20 protein-coding genes are annotated in these 20,171 nt (G+C 61.6%); 10 read left to right on the top strand and 10 right to left on the bottom strand.

Translation table 11 applies throughout. The annotated features are described in order from the left end of the window. The 7 genes from soxB (at position 1) to BMZ91_RS07140 (ending at position 7,669) form a co-directional block, all read left to right on the top strand. Positions 1 to 1,698, top strand: a complete 1,698-nt coding sequence (soxB, locus tag BMZ91_RS07170; protein WP_092836360.1) for a thiosulfohydrolase SoxB — start codon at positions 1 to 3, stop codon at positions 1,696 to 1,698. 27 nt (positions 1,699 to 1,725) lie between these two features. Next, a complete protein-coding gene (gene soxC, locus BMZ91_RS07165) occupies positions 1,726 to 2,997 on the top strand; it encodes a sulfite dehydrogenase (RefSeq protein WP_092836217.1) in 1,272 nt (423 codons plus the stop codon). Beyond that, entirely contained in the window at positions 2,981 to 4,024 is a 1,044-nt protein-coding gene (locus BMZ91_RS07160; RefSeq protein ID WP_092836214.1) for a c-type cytochrome, read from the top strand. The genes soxC and BMZ91_RS07160 overlap by 17 nt, the downstream gene beginning before the upstream one ends. A gap of 6 nt (positions 4,025 to 4,030) precedes the next feature. Then, a complete protein-coding gene (locus BMZ91_RS07155) occupies positions 4,031 to 4,735 on the top strand; it encodes a c-type cytochrome (protein ID WP_092836211.1) in 705 nt (234 codons plus the stop codon). Between the two features lie 30 nt (positions 4,736 to 4,765). Continuing rightward, positions 4,766 to 6,034 (top strand): NAD(P)/FAD-dependent oxidoreductase, encoded by a 1,269-nt coding sequence (locus tag BMZ91_RS07150; RefSeq protein ID WP_092836209.1) that lies wholly within the window; start codon positions 4,766 to 4,768, stop codon positions 6,032 to 6,034. A 39-nt stretch (positions 6,035 to 6,073) separates the two neighbouring features. After that, positions 6,074 to 6,502, top strand: a complete 429-nt coding sequence (locus BMZ91_RS07145; RefSeq protein WP_092836206.1) for a DUF302 domain-containing protein — start codon at positions 6,074 to 6,076, stop codon at positions 6,500 to 6,502. Between the two features lie 102 nt (positions 6,503 to 6,604). Continuing rightward, positions 6,605 to 7,669: a YeeE/YedE family protein gene (locus BMZ91_RS07140; RefSeq protein ID WP_092836358.1), complete on the top strand. Its 1,065-nt coding sequence runs from the start codon at positions 6,605 to 6,607 to the stop codon at positions 7,667 to 7,669. 9 nt (positions 7,670 to 7,678) lie between these two features. On the opposite strand, the gene BMZ91_RS07135 is transcribed toward BMZ91_RS07140, so the two are convergent. From BMZ91_RS07135 to BMZ91_RS07125, 3 genes are all read right to left on the bottom strand, one after another. After that, the gene (locus tag BMZ91_RS07135) at positions 7,679 to 8,356 is read right to left on the bottom strand and encodes a DUF2270 domain-containing protein (RefSeq protein ID WP_092836205.1); all 678 of its coding nucleotides are present in this window, start codon (positions 8,354 to 8,356) and stop codon (positions 7,679 to 7,681) included. A gap of 127 nt (positions 8,357 to 8,483) precedes the next feature. Then, positions 8,484 to 9,428 (bottom strand): MBL fold metallo-hydrolase, encoded by a 945-nt coding sequence (locus BMZ91_RS07130; RefSeq protein WP_092836204.1) that lies wholly within the window; start codon positions 9,426 to 9,428, stop codon positions 8,484 to 8,486. 4 nt (positions 9,429 to 9,432) lie between these two features. Next, on the bottom strand, positions 9,433 to 10,347 hold the full coding sequence (locus tag BMZ91_RS07125; protein WP_092836195.1) for an MBL fold metallo-hydrolase: 915 nt from the start codon (positions 10,345 to 10,347) through the stop codon (positions 9,433 to 9,435). Positions 10,348 to 10,522: 175 nt separating this feature from the next. Between BMZ91_RS07125 and BMZ91_RS07120 the strand changes: the two genes are divergently transcribed. Beyond that, a complete protein-coding gene (locus BMZ91_RS07120) occupies positions 10,523 to 11,392 on the top strand; it encodes a helix-turn-helix transcriptional regulator (protein ID WP_092836193.1) in 870 nt (289 codons plus the stop codon). A 12-nt stretch (positions 11,393 to 11,404) separates the two neighbouring features. On the opposite strand, the gene BMZ91_RS07115 is transcribed toward BMZ91_RS07120, so the two are convergent. The 7 genes from BMZ91_RS07115 to BMZ91_RS07085 form a co-directional block, all read right to left on the bottom strand. After that, a complete protein-coding gene (locus tag BMZ91_RS07115) occupies positions 11,405 to 12,229 on the bottom strand; it encodes an ABC transporter substrate-binding protein (RefSeq protein ID WP_092836191.1) in 825 nt (274 codons plus the stop codon). A gap of 32 nt (positions 12,230 to 12,261) precedes the next feature. After that, entirely contained in the window at positions 12,262 to 13,005 is a 744-nt protein-coding gene (locus tag BMZ91_RS07110; protein ID WP_092836356.1) for an ABC transporter ATP-binding protein, read from the bottom strand. Between the two features lie 13 nt (positions 13,006 to 13,018). After that, positions 13,019 to 13,726, bottom strand: coding sequence for an ABC transporter permease (locus BMZ91_RS07105; protein ID WP_092836189.1), 708 nt, complete (start codon positions 13,724 to 13,726; stop codon positions 13,019 to 13,021). Positions 13,727 to 13,805: 79 nt separating this feature from the next. Next, entirely contained in the window at positions 13,806 to 14,495 is a 690-nt protein-coding gene (locus BMZ91_RS07100) for a class I SAM-dependent methyltransferase (RefSeq protein ID WP_092836187.1), read from the bottom strand. Further along, entirely contained in the window at positions 14,488 to 15,621 is a 1,134-nt protein-coding gene (locus BMZ91_RS07095) for a CaiB/BaiF CoA transferase family protein (RefSeq protein ID WP_092836184.1), read from the bottom strand. The genes BMZ91_RS07100 and BMZ91_RS07095 overlap by 8 nt, the downstream gene beginning before the upstream one ends. 32 nt (positions 15,622 to 15,653) lie before the next feature. Beyond that, the gene (locus BMZ91_RS07090) at positions 15,654 to 16,403 is read right to left on the bottom strand and encodes an SDR family oxidoreductase (protein ID WP_092836183.1); all 750 of its coding nucleotides are present in this window, start codon (positions 16,401 to 16,403) and stop codon (positions 15,654 to 15,656) included. Positions 16,404 to 16,413: 10 nt separating this feature from the next. After that, a complete protein-coding gene (locus BMZ91_RS07085) occupies positions 16,414 to 17,862 on the bottom strand; it encodes an aldehyde dehydrogenase family protein (protein ID WP_092836181.1) in 1,449 nt (482 codons plus the stop codon). 180 nt (positions 17,863 to 18,042) lie between these two features. Here BMZ91_RS07085 and BMZ91_RS07080 point away from each other — a divergent pair, with 180 nt between their 5' ends. Next, positions 18,043 to 19,224 (top strand): acyl-CoA dehydrogenase family protein, encoded by a 1,182-nt coding sequence (locus tag BMZ91_RS07080; RefSeq protein WP_092836352.1) that lies wholly within the window; start codon positions 18,043 to 18,045, stop codon positions 19,222 to 19,224. Between the two features lie 15 nt (positions 19,225 to 19,239). Beyond that, positions 19,240 to 20,064 carry an HTD2 family dehydratase gene (locus BMZ91_RS07075; protein ID WP_092836179.1) on the top strand — a complete coding sequence of 275 codons (825 nt, stop codon included), beginning with the start codon at positions 19,240 to 19,242 and terminating at the stop codon, positions 20,062 to 20,064. The last annotated feature ends 107 nt before the right edge of the window (positions 20,065 to 20,171 follow it).

Raw genomic sequence — 20,171 nt, 5'->3', positions numbered from 1 at the left:
ATGATCTCGCGGCGTGATTTTCTTCAGACGAGCATGGCGGCTTCGGCCATTCTTGGTGCGTCCTCCTTTGGCAACTGGTCCAGGGTTGCGGCGCAACAGGCGCTTACCCAGGATCAGCTTTTGCAGTTTGACACCTTTGGCAATGTGTCGCTGATCCATATCACCGACATTCACGCGCAGCTAAAGCCGATCTATTTCCGCGAGCCGTCGACCAATATCGGGGTCGGCGCCAACAAGGGCGAAGTGCCGCATGTCACCGGCGCCGAGTTTCGCAGGATGTATGGCATCGAGGATGGCAGCCCCTCGCATTACGCGCTGAGTTCGGGCGATTTCAGCGCGCTTGCGCAGGCCTATGGCCGGGTTGGCGGGCTTGACCGGGTGTCGACCGTGATCAACGCCATTCGCGCCGACCGCCCCGATGCGATCCTGTTGGATGGGGGTGATACATGGCACGGCTCTTACACCTGTTACCAGACCGAAGGTCAGGACATGGTCAATGTGATGAACGCGTTGAAGCCGGATGCGATGACCTTCCATTGGGAATTCACCCTCGGGTCAGAGCGTGTTCAGGAGATTGTCGAGGGCTTGCCGTTTGCCGCGCTTGGCCAGAACATCTTTGACGCGGAATGGGACGAGCCGGTCGATCTCTTCCCGCCCTACAAGTTTTTCGAGCATGGTGGCGTCAAGGTTGCGGTGATCGGTCAGGCCTTTCCCTATATGCCGATTGCCAATCCCGGCTGGATGTTCCCGGAATACAGCTTTGGTATTCGCGACGAGAACATGCAGGCGATGGTCGATGAGGTGCGCGCCAAGGGCGCTGAATTGGTCGTGGTGCTGAGCCATAACGGCTTTGACGTGGACAAGAAGATGGCCGGGATCGTCACCGGCATCGACGTGATCCTGTCGGGGCACACGCATGATGCGCTGCCTGAACCGGTGCTTGTGGGCGAGACGATCATCATCGCCAGCGGCTCGAACGGCAAATTCGTCAGCCGCGTCGATCTCGATGTGCGCGACGGGCGGATGATGGGTTTTCGTCACAAGCTGATCCCGATTTTCAGCGATGTGATCGAGCCGGACAAGGCCGTCACCGAGGTGATTGATGCACAGCGCGCGCCCTATATGGAGGAACTGAGCGAGGTGATTGGCCAGAGCGAGAGCCTGCTCTACCGGCGCGGCAATTTCAACGGGACCTGGGATGATCTTATCTGTGATGCGCTGATCAGTGAGCGCGAGGCCGATATCGCCATGTCGCCCGGCGTGCGGTGGGGGCCGTCGATCCTTCCGGGGCAGGATATCACCCGCGAGGATATCTGGAATGTCACCTCGATGACCTATGGCCGCGCCTATCGCACGGAAATGACAGGTGATTTCATCCATGTCATTCTTGAGGACGTGGCCGACAACCTGTTCAATCCCGACCCCTATTACCAGCAGGGCGGAGATATGGTGCGGCTTGGCGGGCTTGGCTATCGGATTGATCTTGCCAAGCCGCAGGGCAGCCGGATCACCGATATGACCCTGTTGAAGACCGGCGAGGCGCTTGATCCCTCCAAGACCTATCAGGTGGCGGGCTGGGCCTCGGTCAACGAGGGCACCGAGGGCCCGCAGATCTGGGATGTCGTCGAAAATCATATCCGCAAACAGGGCACTGTGCGCGTTGATCCCAATAACAGCGTCAAAGTGATTGGCGCGTGAAGTCCATGCTGAAAGGAGGCATTTGATATGTCCGAGACCTTCAAAGGCAAATCCACATCACGGCGCGCATTCCTGCGCGGGGCGGCCGCCGCCGGTGCCGGTGCGCTTGGTGCCGGTGCGGCCAAGGCGGCCACGCCCGATCCGTTGATCACCGAGACCCAGCCCTGGGCGCGGGGCTTTGGCGACGGGGTTGATGTGACGCCCTATGGCTTGCCGATCAGGTTTGAAGACGACGTGGTGCGGCGCAATGTCGACTGGCTGACGGCGGATACGATCAGCTCGATCAACTTTACGCCGATCCACGCGCTTGAGGGCACGATCACGCCGCAGGGCTGTGCGTTCGAGCGTCACCATTCCGGCGCGATCGAGCTTGCCAAGGAAGATTATCGGCTGATGATCAACGGGCTTGTCGAGACGCCGCTGGTCTTTACATATGCCGATCTTGAGCGATTCCCGCGCGAGAACCACGTCTATTTCTGCGAATGCGCGGCCAATACCGGGATGGAATGGGCCGGCGCACAGTTGAACGGCGCGCAATTCACCCACGGCATGATCCACAACATGGAATATACTGGCGTGTCGCTGCGCACGATCTTGGCCGAGGCGGGCGTCAAGCCCGAGGGCAAATGGGTTTATGTCGAGGGCGCCGATGCCTCGTCGAACGGTCGCTCTATCCCGATGGAAAAGGCGCTTGATGACGTGCTTGTCGCGTTCAAGGCCAATGGCGAGGCGCTGCGCAAGGAGCATGGATATCCTGTGCGCCTTGTCGTGCCCGGTTGGGAAGGCAACATGTGGGTCAAATGGCTGCGGCGGATCGAGGTTACCGATGCCGCCGTGCAAAGCCGCGAAGAGACCAGCAAATACACCGATACACTGGAAGACGGCACCAGCCGCAAATGGACATGGGAGATGGATGCGAAATCTGTCGTGACATCGCCCAGCCCGCAAGCGCCCATCACTCACGGACAAGGGCCTTTGGTGATCTCCGGCCTGGCCTGGTCAGGTCGGGGAGCCATCACGCGGGTGGACGTTTCAAAGGATGGCGGCAAAACCTGGGAAACCGCCCGCCTTGCCAAGCCCGGCGAGAAAATGGCGCTGACGCGGTTCTATCTTGATACCACATGGGACGGCAAAGAGATGCTCTTGCAAAGCCGCGCCATGGACGAGACCGGCTATGTGCAGCCGACCAAGACACAGCTGCGCGAGGTGCGCGGGCTCAACTCGATCTATCACAACAATTGCATTCAGACATGGTGGGTCAAGCCCAACGGGGAGGCAGAGAATGTCGAAGTTTCTTAAATTCACCCTTCTTGCCGGTTTTGCCGTGAGTGCCACCGCCGTTTTTGCCGGGGACTATGGCCTTGGCCGCCCGGCGCTGCCCGAGGAAATCGCGGCCTGGGATGTCAAGGTCATGCCCGATGGGCGCGGGTTGCCCGAAGGCTCTGGCGATGTCTGGACAGGGGATGAGGTGTTTGCCGAGAAATGTGCCGTCTGTCACGGTGATTTCGCCGAAGGTGTCGGCAACTGGCCCAAGCTTGCCGGGGGCTGGGGTACGCTTGACCACGAAGACCCGCTCAAGACGGTGGGGTCGTATTGGCCCTATCTTTCGACGGTCTGGGATTACGTCAACCGCTCGATGCCGTTTGGGGATGCGCAAACCCTGAGCGCTGACGAGGTTTACGCCATCACTGCCTATATCCTTTATTCCAACAATCTGGTGGAGGATGATTTTACCCTGAGCCACGAGAATTTCACCGAGGTCGAGATGCCCAATGCCGATGGGTTTATCGTCGATGACCGGGCCGAGACCGAATATCCGAAATGGACAGGCGAGCCTTGCATGGAAAACTGCAAGGATGAGGTCAAGATCACCATGCGCGCCCGCGTGCTTGACGTGACCCCGGACGAGGAAAAAGCCGAGGCCGCGCCGGTCGAGGCCGAGACGGTTGCGGTGGCCGAAGCCACGCCAGAACCCGAAGCGGAGCCGGAAGCGCCCGCCGTTGATCCGGCGCTTGTTGCCGCCGGTGAGAAGGTGTTCAAGAAATGCAAGGCTTGCCATCAGGTGGGTGAGGGTGCCAAGAATCGGGTCGGGCCACAGCTTAACGGGGTTATGGAGCGGGCGGCCGGATCGGTCGAGGATTTCAGGTACTCATCGGCGCTCAAGGAGAAGGCGGCCGAGGGGCTGGTCTGGACACCCGAGACGCTTGCGGCGTTTCTGGCCAAGCCGCGCGACTATATGAAGGGCACGAAGATGAGCTTTGCCGGTCTTAAATCCGAGGAAGATCAGGCCGCGATTGCCGCCTATCTGGCCAGCTTCAGTGACTAGATCCAGATGATCCCCCGGCGCTCTCTGGGCCTTGTCCTTGCCGTGATTTTCGCGGCAGGGACAGCGCGCTCGGAGAGTATTGACGATGCCGAGGCCGGGGCCGAGGTGTTTGAGCAATGCAGCGGCTGTCATCAGATCGGGCAGGGCGCGCGCGATGCGATCGGTCCGCATCTTAACGGGATTTTCGGGCGGGGTGCGGGGGCGCATGAGGGTTTTGCCTATTCCGCCTCGATGCGGCGGGCGGGCGTTGACGGGCTGGTCTGGGACTTGACCCGGCTTGACGCCTATATCGCAAATCCGCGCGCTTTGGTGTCAAAAACCCGGATGAGCTTTGGCGGCGTCAAGGACCCGCAAGAGCGCGCCGATCTTCTGGCCTATCTGCGCCGGTTTTCCGACAATCCTTCGAATATCCCCGAGGCCGCGCCAACCGCGCGCGGCACAGATCATTCCGTCGCGCCCGAAATTCTGGCGCTTCAAGGCGATCCGGAATACGGCGAATATCTAAGCAGCGAATGCGTGAGTTGTCATCAGGCGGACGGCAGTGCCAGCGGCATTCCGTCGATCACGCAATGGCCGGAAGATGATTTCGTGGTTGCGATGCACGCCTATAAGGCGAAACTGCGCACGCACCCGTTGATGCAGATGATGGCCGGGCGGCTGTCAAACGAAGAGATTGCCGCGCTTGCGGCCTATTTCGGGGCCCTCGAATAAATCGCAGGGCTTTCAAGGGAGGAGAGAAAGATGACATTGAACCGACGCATGTTCATGGGGGCGGGGGTGGCCGCAGCTGCGGCTTTGTCGGCCCCTGCGGTTTTGGCCGATGGTCATGGCAAACCGCGCGTGGTGGTGATTGGCGGAGGCGCCGGGGGGGCCACGGTCGCGCGTTATATCGCCAAGGACAGCAAGGGCGCGATTGACGTCACCCTGATCGAGCCGTCGCGCAGCTATTTCACCTGCTTCTTTTCCAACCTCTATATCGCCGGTTTCACCGAGCTTGAGGATATCGCGCATACCTATGGCACGCTGGCGGCCGAATACGGGATAAACGTGGTGCATGACTGGGCGATTGACGTGGATCGCGCGGGCAAGAGTGTGACCCTCGCGGGCGGTGCGCAGCTTGGCTATGACAAGCTTATCCTGAGCCCCGGCATTGATTTTGTCGAGGATGCCGTGCCGGGGTGGAGTGTGGCCGCGCAGAACGCCATGCCGCATGCCTATAAGGCCGGGTCGCAAAGCGAGCTTTTGAAGGCGCAGGTCATGGCGATGCCCGAAGGCGGGACATTCGCGCTTGTGGCGCCGCCCAACCCCTATCGCTGTCCGCCGGGCCCTTATGAGAGGGTGTCGATGGTGGCGCATGTTCTCAAGCAGATCAACCCGACGGCCAAGATCCTTGTGATTGACCCGAAGGACAAGTTTTCCAAGCAGGGGCTATTCGAGGACGGCTGGCAAAGTCACTATACCGGCATGATCGAGCGGATTGGCCCGGATTTTGGCGGCACCAACGTGTCGGTCAATCCCGAGGAGATGACGATTGATATCGACGGCATGGTCGAAAAGGTTGACGTCTGCAATGTGATCCCGGCGCAAAAGGCCGGGCGGATCGCCGATATCGCCGGTGTGACCGATGGCAACTGGGTGCCGGTCAATGCCGCCGATCTGTCGAGCAAGGTCGACCCGGATGTGCATGTGCTTGGCGATGCGGCGGCACAGGGCGACATGCCGAAATCGGGCTTTGCCGCCAACAGTCAGGCCAAGGTCTGTGCCATGGCGGTGCGTGGGGCATTGACCGGATCACGCGTATTCCCGGCCAAGTTTACCAATACCTGCTGGTCGCTGATTGATACCGATGATGGCGTCAAGGTGGGCGCCACATACGAGGCCACGTCTGAGAAGATCGCCAAGGTCGACGGCTTTATTTCGCAAACCGGCGAAGATGCCGCGACGCGCAAGGCGACCTATGAGGAATCGATCGGCTGGTACGCGGGCATCACCGCCGACATGTTCGGCTAGGCGCCGGAGGGCGCCGATTTTCATCCAAGGAGAGAGACCATGAAACAGACAGTATTTGCCGCGATACTCGGAGTGATGGCGGTTCCGGCCATGGCGCAAGAGGTCGTGACCCAACCTTTTGGCGGAAGTTTCGAGGATGCCACCTTTGCAGTAGAAAATGCCATTGTCGGCGAGGGGCTTGTGATTGATTTCACAAGCCATGTCGGCGAGATGCTCAACCGGACCGGCGCCGATGTGGGCAGCGATGTCAAGATCTTCGAGGCCGCCGATATCTTTCTGTTCTGCTCGGCGCAGGTGTCGCGCGAGGTTATGGAGGCGGACCCGATGAACATCGCCCATTGCCCCTATAGCATCTTTGTGGCGGACCAGGGCGGCGAGGTGGTGATCGGCCACCGGACCTATCCGGAAGGCGAGATGCAGAAGGTAGAGGCGCTTTTGGATGGTATTGTGCAAAGCGCTCTGGAATAGGGTCTGTTTTACGCAGGGTTCGGGCGGGTCGCTTGACGCAAATCAAGGCCGATCTGCCCGAATCCGCCTATGCCATCAGATGGATGGCAAAAGGGGCAACCGATGCTCGAAGGCTTGATCGACAGGTTTGGCGATGGCGCGGTCCTGATGATGGCGGGGGCGCTTGTCGGGCTGATCTTTGGCGCCGCGGCGCAACATTCGCGGTTCTGTCTGCGCGCCGCCTCTATCGAGGTGGCGACGGGGGGCTTTGGTCCGCGTCTGTCAATCTGGCTGATCGCGTTTTCCGCCGGGGTGATGGCGGTGCAGGGCATGATCGCGTTTGGTGTGCTTGATGTCACCGAGGCCCGCCAGCTTGCCGCCACCGGAAGCATGTCGGGCGCGATCATCGGCGGGCTGATGTTCGGGGCCGGCATGATTCTTGCGCGCGGTTGTGCCAGCCGGTTGCTGGTGCTCTCGGCGACGGGCAACCTGCGGGCAATTGTCACCGGCCTCGTTCTCACGCTGGTGGCGCAATCGGCCTTGCGCGGGGTTCTGGTCCCGGTTCGCGAAGCGCTTGGCGCGCTCTGGCTTGTTCCCGGTGGCGAGGCGCGCAATATCCTGTCGCATCTTGGTATGGGGTCCGGGCTGGCGGCGGCGATTGCGGCGCTGGTCTTGCTGGCGGGGCTCTGGCTTGCCCATGCGCGCGGCGTGCGCCCCAGCCATGCGATTGCCGGGGTTTTTGTCGGGCTTGCTGTCGCCTTTGGCTGGCTTGCCACCTATTTGATCGCGCAGTCCTCGTTTGAGGTGGTCGCGATTTCGTCGGTGACCTTTACCGGCCCCTCGGCGGATACCCTGATGGGCCTGGTCAATAGCACCAGCCTGCCGCTTGGGTTTGGGGTCGGGCTTGTGCCGGGGGTGTTTGTCGGTGCGGGCGGCATGGCCATCGCGACGCGTGAATGGAAGATCGAGCGCTTTGGCCCCGACACCCCGATGGAGCGCTATCTTGTCGGCGCCGCCCTGATGGGATTCGGCAGCATGCTTGCGGGTGGCTGCGCGGTTGGCGCCGGCATGTCGGGCGGTGCGGTTTTCGCGCTCACCGCATGGGTCGCGGTGTTCTGCATGTGGATCGGCGCAATGGCCACGCATCTTGTCATGGGGGGTGGCGCGGCACGGGTTGCGACAACCTGAGAGCGTGGTTTACCCCATGCCTGAGCGAACAAGGCGTGTCCTTGCCCGACGTCTGTCGTCGGCCCAACTCAACATGGAAATTGCACCCCAGGTCATGCAATAGACGACGCCGAACCCAAGAACATATTGCCCGCCCATGGGGCCGACAGCGGCGCGGTCGATCAATTGTGACGCCTCGGTCAAAGGTTCGGGGTGGACCAGCAGTTTGCCGATATACGCGAGGCTTTGAATCAGCAGTATCCAGAAATAGTTTCGCCGGATACGCCGCCCAAGCGCCACCGCCATCGAGACATGATAGGTCGGTTTCCAATAATCTTCGGCCAGAACCTGTTGCCAGCCGTCTTCCATGTGCAAATCGCCATCATGCAGCATCGGCGCAAAGAAATGCACCTCCATCCACCTGCAACGCGCCCGCCACACGTTGAAATACCGGTAACGGCGCGCCTCAAGCATCAGGAAGAAAAAGATCAGCACCCCCACGAGGATCAAAGGCAAGGGCGATGCGGCAGGCGACGAAAAGGCGATGGATAGTGCTATCCCGAGGGTGACCACGGCCCAGTTCGTGGTGGTGTCGAGCCGGGTGCGCCAAAGGGTCGATCTGTAGACTTCGCCGCGATAGAGATGTGCAATCGCGCCGATCTCTGCGGCGTTAAGTTCTTTTCTTTGTTTGGCAATTTCACCCGACATTGCAAATCCCCCCGCATAGCAAGGTTGCACGCGTCAGGTGAATTAGGCAACAAATGTTTCCACATGACGCCAGGTTGACCGGACTAGGACAAGGTTCCTGTCCGGCCGAGACCGGGACAGATTGCGGCTATTCCCACTCCATCTGTTCAAACACCCGGCCGGCGTTCTTGGTGGCCAGTTCCTCGAACGTATCGAGATGGGCATAGGGCGATTGATCGACGTAATAGGCCTCTGACAAATCGCCACCATTGTCGATGTGTTCACCGATCCGCGCGCGCAGGTATTCGAGATAGCCTTTGGTATAGCGACGCACCTGCGCCATGTTGGTGGGGTGGCCGTGGCCGGGGATCACATAGGTGGCGTTGAGCGCTTCGAACTCGGTATCCCATGTTTCCAGCCAATCGGCGGTGATGGTATCGGCAAAGATCGGCAACATGCGCTCGTGAAACGCCATATCGCCCGAGATCACCAGGCTTTGCTCCGGCAGCCAGACCACGATATCGCCGGGGCTATGGGCGGGGCCAAGGTGGCGCGCCTCGATATGAAAATCGCCCATCTCGACGATATAGTCGTCTGTGAAGGTTTCGCTCGGCCCCTGCACGGTGGTGCCTTCGGCCTTGTCGCGGTTATAGCCCTTCATCGCCTGAAGATTGGGGCCGCCGTTTTTCTCGACCTCATGGGCGGTATCGACATGGGCGACAATCGGCACGCCCTGTTCGGCCCAATAGGAATTGCCAAGCGTGGCATGGCCCTGACCGTTTTCATTGAAGACAAGCTTGACCGGTTGATCGGTGATGCGCTTGATCTCGTCGTGCAACGCCTTTGCCAGGGCATAGGCGGCGCTTCCGTTGATCACGACAACGCCGTCGCCGGTGACGATAAAGCTAAGGTTATTGTTATGGCCCGAATTTTCGTAAGAGGGCGGCGCGGTGGCGCCAATCGCGGACCAGACGCCGGGGATCACCTCGACCGGTTCGTCATAGAGAAGGGAACCGGGGTATTTATCGGCGATATTCTCGCTGGCGAGAGCAGGGGTGGCGGTAAGGGCGAGGGCAACAAGAAGGTGTTTCATCGTCTCAAACCTCGCTCACAAAGCGATAGCTGTCGCCGTTTCGTTCGACCCGGCCAAGCCCGCCGTCGGGCAAGTGAAAGCCGATCATCGCCATTTTATCCTGTGCCAATTGGTCCAGAAGACGCTGGCGGGTCTTGATGCCGGTCTCGGCGTCCTGATCCGATCCGCTGGCCCAATCGGGGCGCTCAAAGGCGAGGTGACCGTTGCCGATGGCATCGCCGACGACCATCACCGAGTCGCTTCCCTGACGGATTTCGAACGACATATGCCCCGGCGTATGCCCGAAAGTGGCATGCGCCATCACACCGGAAAGCACCTCTTGGCCGTCGCTGAAAAAGCTGACCTGATCTTTGAGCGCGGCAAGGCGGCGGGCGGCGCCGACGGCAAAGCTTGCGCGTTCCTCGCCGATGGTATTGACGGTGTCGGGGTCGGTCCAATAGTCCCATTCCCGCTGGCCGATCATATAGCTTGCATTCGCAAACACCAGATCGTCGAAATCATCGAGAACGCCCCAGAGGTGATCGGGGTGGCCATGGGTAAAGACCACATGGGTCACGTCATCCGGCGCCACATCAAGGGCCGCGAGCGTATCCACCAGATCGCCGGCACTTGGCATGAAGCCGCTGCCCGATCCGGCGTCGAACAGGATGGTGCGGTCGCCATCCTGAAGCAGGGTGACGTTGCAGGGCGGGTGCATCACATCGCCGGTGATTCCGTATTTTTCAAGGATGGGCGCGGTCTCGACCGCAGGCAGGTCGCCAAGCAGGAAATCCTTGGGCAGCACCAGATGACCATCGCTGACCGTGGTGATTTTGGCCTGTCCAAGGGTGATCTGGTCAGCGGCCAGTGTCATGCGTGGTGCGCCAAAAAGCGCGGTGGCGCCAAGGCCGCAAAGAACCTGTCGTCTGGTCGGTGTCATCCGCTTTCCCCCTATCTATTCGAATTTATGAATATGACCACAGGCAAGGGCCGAAAGACAAGGATTATTTTGACGGCGTTATGGGCGTAATGCGGTTCCGTTTCCTGCTGATTTCCCGGTGGTGATGCGTTAGGTTGCCCGGACCACAGAGATTTCAAAAGGCATTTTTCGCACTATGGACAGCCAACAACCCGCGTATTTGACGACCAAGGAGGTGGCCGATCTTTTGCGTGTGAAAGAGCGCAAGGTGTATGATCTGGTCGCCGCCGAAGAGATTCCGCATCGCAAGATCACCGGCAAGCTGTTGTTTCCGACGGCGGAGTTGACGGCATGGATCGAAGGGTCGGGCGCGGCGTCGGGCGCCCTGCGCCCTGCGGTTGTGACCGGCTCGCATGACCCGCTTCTGGATTGGGCGTTGCGGGAATGCGGCGCGGGACTGGCGACGTTATTGAACGGAAGCCGCGACGGGCTGGTCTGTTTTGCGCAGGGGCAGGCGGCGGTTGCGGGCCTGCATATCCCGGACGCCGAGGGCTGGAACATCGCGGCGGTTGAGGCCGCTGGTCTGGGAAATTGCGTGTTGATCGGATGGGCGGAGCGCGCGCGCGGGCTTATCCTGTCGGAGGCGACGGCGAAGGAGGTGCGCGGCATCGGCGATCTACGCGGCAAGCGGGTGATCCTGCGCCAGCCCGGTGCCGGAGCGGCGGCACTGTTTCAGCGGCTGCTGGCAGAGGCGGGCTTGGGTGAGACCGACATCCTGGCGCAGGCCGCCCTTGCCCATACCGAAAGCGATGCCGCCGCCGCGGTTGCCGCGGGCGAGGCCGAGGCGACGCTTGGGATCAAGGCGATGGCGCAGCAGTTTCACCTGCCGTTTGTGCCGTTGGTCGACGAACGGTTCGATCTGCTGATCGACCGGCGATCCTATTTCACCGAGCCGGTGCAGAGCCTGTTGCGCTTTGCCCGCTCCGGCGCATTTGCCGCCAAGGCCGGGGCGCTTGGCGGCTATGATATCGGTGATCTCGGGCAGGTGCGCTGGATCTCGAAATAGGCGCTTTCCGGCTTAACCCGCGTTCGGAAAGAACAGCTGTTGGCCATCAACCTTATAGCCCGCGATGGCGCTTTGGCCTTCGTCCGACAGAACCCAGTCGATGAAGGTCTGGCCAAGCTCGGCCTTGACGTTCTTGTGCATCTCGGGGTTCACGAGGATGATGCCATATTGGTTGAACATCTTCGCGTCGCCCTCGACCGCGACCTTGTAATCTCCCTTGTTGCCAAAGGCGATCCAGGTGGCGCGGTCGGTCATGATATAGGCCCCCATGGCGGTGCCGGTATTGAGCGTCGCCCCCATGCCAGAGCCGGTTTCGCGATACCAATCCCCGGAGGCAGCGCGCACGTCGATACCGGCGGCGCCCCACAGGCGAAGTTCGGCCTTGTTGGTGCCGCTGTCATCGCCGCGCGAGGCAAAGGGCGCCTCGGCCTCGGCGATCTTGCCCAGGGCGGCCACCACATCGGACATGCCCGCAACACCAGCCGGATCGGCGGGCGGGCCGACGATGACAAAGTCGTTGTACATCACGTCAGAGCGGGCAAGCCCGTGACCTTGGGCGACGAACTTTTCCTCGGCGGGTTTGGCATGGACGAACAGGACATCGCCATCGCCATTGGCGGCATTCTTGATCGCCTGCCCGGTGCCGACGGCAACCACGCGCACCTCGATCCCGGTCTTGTCGGTGAAGATCGGCAGGATGTGGTCAAACAGGCCGGAATTCTGGGTCGAGGTGGTCGATTGAACCACGATAAAACCATCCTCGGCCTGTGCCGTGCCGGTCAGGCCAAGCGCCAGAAGGATAGAGGCGGCAAGGGAAAGAAAGTGACGTCTGATCATTGAAAAACTCCGTGATCTGTTGGGGTTCGGGATTAGAGGGCGGTGTAAAGGCGGCCTTCCAGCCAGGCCCTTGTGGCCGCCGTTTTGGGGGCGGCCAGAACGTCTTGCAGGGGGCCGGCCTCGGCCAGCGTGCCGTTCTGAAGAAAGAGCACATCGTCGCCCATGCGCCGCGCCTGTCCGAGGTCATGGGTGACCATCACAATGCTGACGCCGCGCGCGTGGGCGGCGTTGATCAGATCCTCAATCGCGCGGGTCGAGGCCGGATCAAGGCTTGAGGTCGGCTCATCCAGGAACAAAAGCCGGGGCTGACACACAAGCGCGCGCGCCAGGGCAAGGCGTTGCTGTTCACCCCCCGACAGAACCCGCGCGGGGCGGCGCGCCATGTCGCCGAGGCGTGCAAGATCAAGCGCCTCAGTTGCTTGACGCGCGCGCGCGGCGCCGGTTATGCCACGCACCGTCAGGGCGAATTTGAGGTTGGCCAGAACCGACCGGCGCAGCATGACAGGGCGTTGAAACACCATTGCCTGGGCATGGCGCGCGGCGCGATCAAGCGGGCGCCCCTGCCAGAGGACATGCCCGCCTGTTGGCGTGATCAGCCCGTGCATCAGGCGCAGCAAAACGCTTTTGCCGGCGCCATTGGGGCCCATGATCAGGGTGCGCCGACCGGGGTGAATGGCAAGCGTGAAGTTATCAATCAGGCGCTTGCCGCCCGCCTCGAACGACAGCCCCTCGCAGGCAAGCAAGGCGGGCGCTATGGCGCAGTCGGGTGTGGGCATATCTAGGGTCATGTCACGCATAGGCCGCCCGCACCGCAGAGGCCCGAAGCGCCATCACCGCCGCGTTCACGATCACCGCAATCGACAGGAGCAACAGGCCAAGCGCGAGGGCAAGTTCAAGGTTCCCCTTTGAGGTTTCAAGCGCGATGGTGGTGGTCATCACGCGGGTCACATGGTTGATATTGCCGCCCACGATCAGCACCGCGCCAACCTCGGCCACGGCGCGGCCGAACCCGGCGAGGGCGACGGTCAGAAGGCTATAACGCGCATCCCAGAGCAGCGCTGTGATGCGGTCAAACGCGCCGACACCAAGCGAGGCGAATTGTTCGGCATATTCGCCGTGGAGATCCTCGACCACCTGTTTGGTGAGCGCCGCGACGATGGGTGTCACAAGGATCGTCTGTGCGATGATCATTGCGCCCGGAGTATAGAGGAGTTGCAGCACGCCAAGCGGCCCCGAGGCAGAAAGCATCAGGTAGACCACCAGCCCCACCACCACCGGCGGCAGCCCCATCAGGGTGTTGAGCAAAACGGTGACAAGGCCGCGCCCGGGAAAGCGGAACGCCCCGACAACCGCGCCAAGCGGCAGGCCGATCAGGCAGGAAATCACCACCGCCGAGAGGGTGACGCGCAGCGAAAGCATCACGATCTCGCTCAGGTTCCGATCCCATGTCAGGATCAGGCCAAACGCCTCGCCCAGGATGTCGGTCAGGCTGAACAACTGTACTTTCTCCCCTCACCGGGAAAAAATACACAATTATGCACAGCAATCCACCCCAAAGCGGAAAATCCGGGGTGATTTATGTGCGCCTGGCCCGCAGCCGCCAGATCTTGAGGGGTTGGACCAGCGCCTGACCGTCCGGTCCGGTGACAACGTTGGCGGCGAAACGGCGGGCAAGTTCGGGGCGCAGAGTCTCGGCCAGGGCGCGGCGGGCGGGATCAACCGCGGCAAGGTAATCGATGAAGGCCTCGAGATCGGCCATCGGCGTGGCGCGCTCATAGATCACCGGGGCGGGGCCGGTCGCATGCGCTTGTGCCAAAAGCCGGTCAATCGCGCTTTGGGCGGCCTCTCGAGTGTCGGTCTCATCCTCGACCGGGCGCATCACCTCAAAGAACGACCCCATCGCCAGTGGCTCGACCACGATCACCTCGCCATCCGGACGCAGCACGCGCAGCGCCTCTTGCAGGGCGGTTTGCATGGCGGGCACGGGCACGTGGTGCAGAGAATTTAGGAAAATCACAGCATCGAAGGTGGCCGGGGCAAAGGGCAGGTTCTCTGCCCCGGCGGTCAGGAATGTCGCGCCCGGCACACGCGCGACAGCCTCGGAGATGGCCGCCGCGTTTGGATCAATGCCGGTCATCTGAAACCCGTCGCGCGCAAGGCTTTTGGCCAAGGCACCAGAGCCGCAGCCGATATCAAGCACATCGCGTGCGCCGATCTCTTGCAGGATGGCGATGATACGCGCGCGGGTGTCGGCGGGCTTACTCATCCTTGGGGCCAAACTCGGCAAACAGGGCCTCGGTCTGTGCGCCAAGCCCCGGCACTGCGCCCAGATCGGGCAGGGTGGCATCGACCAGAGCGCCGGGGGCGAGCATGCGCACCGGGCCGCTTGGGGTATCGACCTCGACATAGCGGTTCTGGGGGTGGTCTGCGAGATCCTCCATCGTGCTGACGCGGCCATAGGCGATGCGTGCGTCGCGCAAACGCTCGGCCATTTCGTCGCGCGTACTGGCGGCAAACACCGGCGCGATGATGCCGTCAAGGGCGTCGCGATTGGCGACGCGGTTGGAATTGCTGTCAAAGCGCGGATCGGTTGCCAGATCGGGTTGATCCAGAATATCGGCGCAGAAGATCGCCCATTCGCGTTCGTTCTGGATCGAGACCAGAACCTCTTTGCCGTCACTGCCCATATAGGTGCCATAGGGCGCGATCGTGGGATGGTTGAGCCCGCTGCGCGGCGGGGTCTTGCCGCCATAGGCATATTGCAGATAGGGCACGTTCATCCAGTCGCTGAGCGCATGAAAAAGCGAGACCGCGATATGACGGCCCTCGCCGGTTTGGCCGCGTCCGATCAGCGCCAGAAGCACCGATTGAAAGGCGGTCATGCCCGCCGCGATATCACAGACCGAGACCCCGGTGCGCGCAGAGCCATGGGTGTTGCCGGTGATCGACGACAGCCCGCTTTCGGCCTGCACCAGAAGGTCATAGGCCTTGAGGTCGCGCAATGGCCCCTCTTCGCCATAGCCCGAGATCGACACCGTGATAAGCTGCGGATAGCGGGCGCGCAAATCGGCGGGGGCAAAGCCAAGCCGGTCAACTGCGCCGGGCGCGAGGTTCTGGATAAACACATCGGCGCGCGCCAGCATCGCCTCCATCACCGCGCGATCCGCGTCCTGGCGCAGGTCAAGACAGATCGATTCCTTGCCCCGGTTGAGCCAGACGAAATAGGCGCTTTCGCCGTGAACAAGATGATCATAGCCACGGGCGAAATCGCCCTCGGGGCGTTCGACCTTGATCACCCGCGCCCCGGCCTCGGCCAGACGGCCCGACACGTAAGGCGCGGCGACCGCCTGTTCGACGGAGACTACGAAAATACCAGAGAGATCAGGGGTCATGCGGGCCTCGTTTCGGTCAGGGTTTGAATGGCCTAGATCGTGCGCCCGCCATCGACCTCAAGCACGACGCCGGTGATGAAATCGGCCTCGTCCGAGGCGAGGTAAAGCGCCGCATTGGCAATGTCGCGCGGCGTTGACATGCGCCCCAGAGGAATGCCGGCAATAAAGGCCGCGCGGTTTTCCGGCGTGTCTGGCATGCCCATGAACTGTTCCAGAAGGGCGGTGGCGCCGATCACCGGGGCGATGCAATTGACGCGGATGCCGTCGGGGGCAAGCTCTGCGGCAAGGCTTCGTGACATCAGGTTGACTGCGCCTTTGGTCGAATTGTACCAGGTCAGGCCGGGGCGCGGGCGAATGCCTGCGGTCGAGCCGATGTTGATCATCACGCCGCCGCCCTGCGCGCGCCAGAGCGGCACGCAGGTCTTGGTCATGTGAAAGATCGAGGTGACGTTGACGTCGTAAAGCTTGCGAAAGGTGGCCTCGTCGGTCTCCATCAGCGGGCGATTGGCGTTTGACCAGCCGGCGTTGTTGACCACAATATCAAGGCGGTCAAAAGCAGTATGCGCCTCGGCCACGGCGGCGGCCACATCGGCGCCATCCGAGACGTCACAGCGGATCGCAATCGCGTCCTTGCCGATCTCATCGGCCACGGCGCGCGCGCCCTCAAGGTTAAGGTCAAGGATCGCGACTCTGGCACCCTCGCGGGCAAAGGTCTCGGCGATGCCCTTGCCAAAACCCGAGGCGGCCCCGGTCACGAGGGCGGTTTTTCCGTTCAAGCGCATGGTGTGTTCCTTAGCCGTGATTGTTGATGATGGTCTTGATTTGCGAGAATTCGAACAGGGCGGCAAAGCCCTTTTCGCGCCCATGCCCGGATTTGCGGATGCCGCCGAACGGCAATTCGATGCCGCCACCGGCACCATAGCCGTTGATGAACACCTGACCACAGCGCATCGCCTTGGCGACCCGCATCTGGCGCCCGCCATCGTGGGTCCAGATGCCGGCAACAAGGCCATAATCGGTGTCATTGGCGATCTGGATTGCCTCGGCCTCATCCGCGAAGGGAATGGCGCAGAGAACCGGGCCGAACACTTCTTCCTGGGCGATTTTCGACTTGGGATCGACGGGACCAAACAGGGCAGGGGCCACGTAATAGCCGCCCTTGGGCGCATCGGGGTCGATTTTGCCGCACGCCACAAGCGGCGCGTCGGCCTGCGTGATATAGGTCTCGACCCGTTTCTTCTGTTTCGCGGAAATCAGCGGGCCAAGCACCGCATCCTCGCCTGAGGCCGAGGCGGTGACGGCGCCAAAGCGTTCGGCCAGTTGCGCCATGACCTGATCGTAAATCCCGCGCTGGATCAACACGCGAGAGCCGGCCGAGCAGGTCTGGCCACCGTTCTGGATGATGGCATTGACCAGCACCGGCATGACCGCCTCAAGATCGGCGTCGTCAAACACGATCTGCGGGGATTTGCCGCCAAGTTCGAGGGTACAGTTGATGTGATTGCGCGCGGCGGCGATCTGAATCATCACGCCGACCTCGGGCGAGCCGGTGAAGGACATGAAATCGACGTCGGGGTGTTCGGAGAGGGCCTTGCCCGCCGTGTCGCCGCGCCCGGTGACGATGTTGATCGCGCCGGGCGGAAAGCCGACCTCTTGTGCCAGCTCGCCAAGGCGCAGCGAGGTCAGACAGGCATCTTCGGCGGGTTTGAGCACGGCGGCATTGCCCATGGCCAGAGCGGCGGCCACCGAGCGGCCAAACATCTGAGCCGGGTAATTCCAAGGGATGATATGGCCGGTCACGCCATGCGGTTCGCGCAGCACTTGCACGTTATAGCCCGCCATGAAGGGGATCACCTCGCCATGCACCTTGTCGGCGCCGCCGCCGTAGAATTCGAAATAGCGCGCGGCGGCCACCATATCGGCGCGCGATTGCTTGATCGGTTTGCCGTTGTCGCGGGTTTCAAGCTGGGCGAGGGGTTCGACATCTTCAAGAATGCGCAGGCTTAGGCGCAGCATCAGGCGGCCCCGTTCGGCGGCGGGCATGCGGCCCCAGTCGCCGGTTTGAAACGCGGCGCGCGCGGCGGCAACGGCGGCGTCGATATCGGCGGGGCCTGAATCGGCGATTGTGGTGAACACCTCGCCATCAATCGGCGAGCGCACCTCAAGTTCGGCGCCCGAGAGGGCCGGCACCCAGTCACCACCAATCAGGTTCAGAGGTTTGGGAATGGCAAGGCTGGTCATCTTGGGTGTCTCCCTTTTTTCGCGGTGCGATCTGCCTGCGCATATAACAGGGGATTGGGCGTGCTTGACAAGCGCCTGAGGTATGCTTTTGGTTTGCGCCGTGTTGCGGATCGAATTTCCGGTTCCGCGTCCGGCCCAAATCTGCGAAAGAAGGGTGACCTTAGACAGAATGAGAAACAGATGACCTCTTTCGATCCGACGGCGGACTATAGTGCAATTCGTGACGGCGTGGCCAAGGTCTGTGCCGGGTTTCCGGGGGCCTATTGGCGTGATCTTGATGCGCGCCGCGCCTATCCCAAAGAGTTCGTCGATGCCCTGATCCGCGAGGGGTATCTGGCGGCGATGATTCCCGAAAACTATGGCGGCTCGGGGTTGAACCTGACGGCCTCGGCGGCGATCCTCGAGGAAATCCACAGCCAGGGCTGCAACGCGGCGGCCTGCCATGCGCAGATGTATACGATGGGCACGGTGTTGCGCCACGGCAATGAGGCGCAAAAGGAACGTTACCTGCCCCGGATCGCCGATGGCACGCTGCGCCTTCAGGCGTTTGGCGTGACCGAGCCGACAAGCGGCACCGATACGCTTGCGCTCAAGACCACGGCGCGGCGCGAGGGCGATGAGTATGTGATCAACGGTCAGAAAATCTGGACTTCGCGGGTCGAGCATTCTGATCTGATGGTGCTTTTGGCGCGCACCACACCGCGCGATCAGGTGGGATCGAAAACCGAGGGGCTGTCGGTCTTTCTGGTCGATTTGCGCGACAAGGTTGGCGATGGTATCGAAATCCGCCCGATCCGCACCATGATCAACCACGCCACCACCGAGGTGTTCTTTGACAACCTGCGCATTCCCGCCGACAGCCTTATCGGCGAAGAGGGCAAGGGCTTTCGCTATATCCTGTCGGGGATGAATTCAGAGCGCATCCTGATTGCCGCCGAATGCATTGGCGATGCGAAATGGTTTCTCAAGACCGGGGCCGCCTATGCCCGCGAAAGGGTGGTGTTTGGCGATCCGATCGGTGCCAATCAGGGCATTCAGTTCCCGCTGGCGCGTGCCCATGCCCATATGATGGCCGCCGAGGCGATCGTGTATCGCGCGGCGGCGATGTATGATGCGGGGCACAATCCCGGCGTCGAGGCCAATACCGCCAAGATGCTGGCCGCCGATGCCAGCTGGGAGGCGGCAGAGGCCTGCATGCAGACGCACGGCGGCTTTGCCTTTGCCGAGGAATATGATGTCGAGCGTAAATTCCGCGAGGCGCGGCTATATCAGGTGGCGCCGATTTCGACCAATCTGATCCTTTGCTATATTGCGGAGCAGGTGCTTGGCCTGCCGAAATCCTATGGGCCGGGTCGCGGGTAACATCAGGGGGCGAAGATGGGCGAATATGACGATTGGATCGGGCGCAGCTATACCCGGTCAGAGCCGATTTCGGATCGCTTGCTGGGGCAATATCGCGCCACGCTTGCGGGCACGCTTGGCCCCGGTGCGGTGCCGCCCGGCTTTCACTGGTGCATCGGGCCGGATGTGGTCGAACCCTCGGACCTTGGCCGCGATTGCCATTCCAGGACCGGGATTTTCCTGCCCGCATTGCCATTGCCGCGCCGGATGTGGGCCGGGGGCAAGTTGGAGTTTCATCGCCCGTTTAACCCCGGCGATCATGTCGCGCGCACCAGCACGATTGAAGATGTGGTCTTTAAGCAGGGGCGCAGCGGTGCGCTTGGGTTTGTCAAGCAGCGCCATGATTATAGCGTCGATGGCACGCCGTACCTGAGCGAGCGGCAGGATATCGTTTACCGCGAAGACCCCAAGCCCGGCAGCACGCCCACCGTCGTCGCGTCCGAGGATTGGCCTGACGCCGAAAGCTGGTCGATCACGCCGGATACGACGCTGCTGTTTCGCTATTCGGCGCTTACCTTCAATGGCCATCGCATTCATTATGATTACCCCTATGCCACCGAAGTCGAAGGATATGCCGGCCTTGTGGTTCACGGCCCGCTTCAGGCGATCTGGATGATGAACCTTGCCACCAAGCTATTCGGTCATCTGCCCGCGCGCTTTACCTATCGCGGTCGGTCGCCGCTGATCTGCAATATCCCGGTGCGGGTTGAGGCGAGGGCGCAAGAGGGGGCTCTCGCCCTGCGTGTGCGGCGCGAGACGGATCATGTCACCACCATGGAAGCGACCGCATTCGCGCCCTGAGGCAGTGCATATTTTTCAGGCAGGTCTTGCGGTTTCTCACGGCGCGGCGCACAAATTTGCTGACAATTCGCAAAAATAATTTTACCAATTGGTAAAACAAAAAAGCT

The organism is Roseovarius lutimaris (assembly GCF_900115165.1).
In the GTDB taxonomy this organism is placed as follows: Bacteria; Pseudomonadota; Alphaproteobacteria; order Rhodobacterales; family Rhodobacteraceae; genus Roseovarius; species Roseovarius lutimaris.
This window is presented reverse-complemented; position numbering and strand designations above follow the sequence as displayed.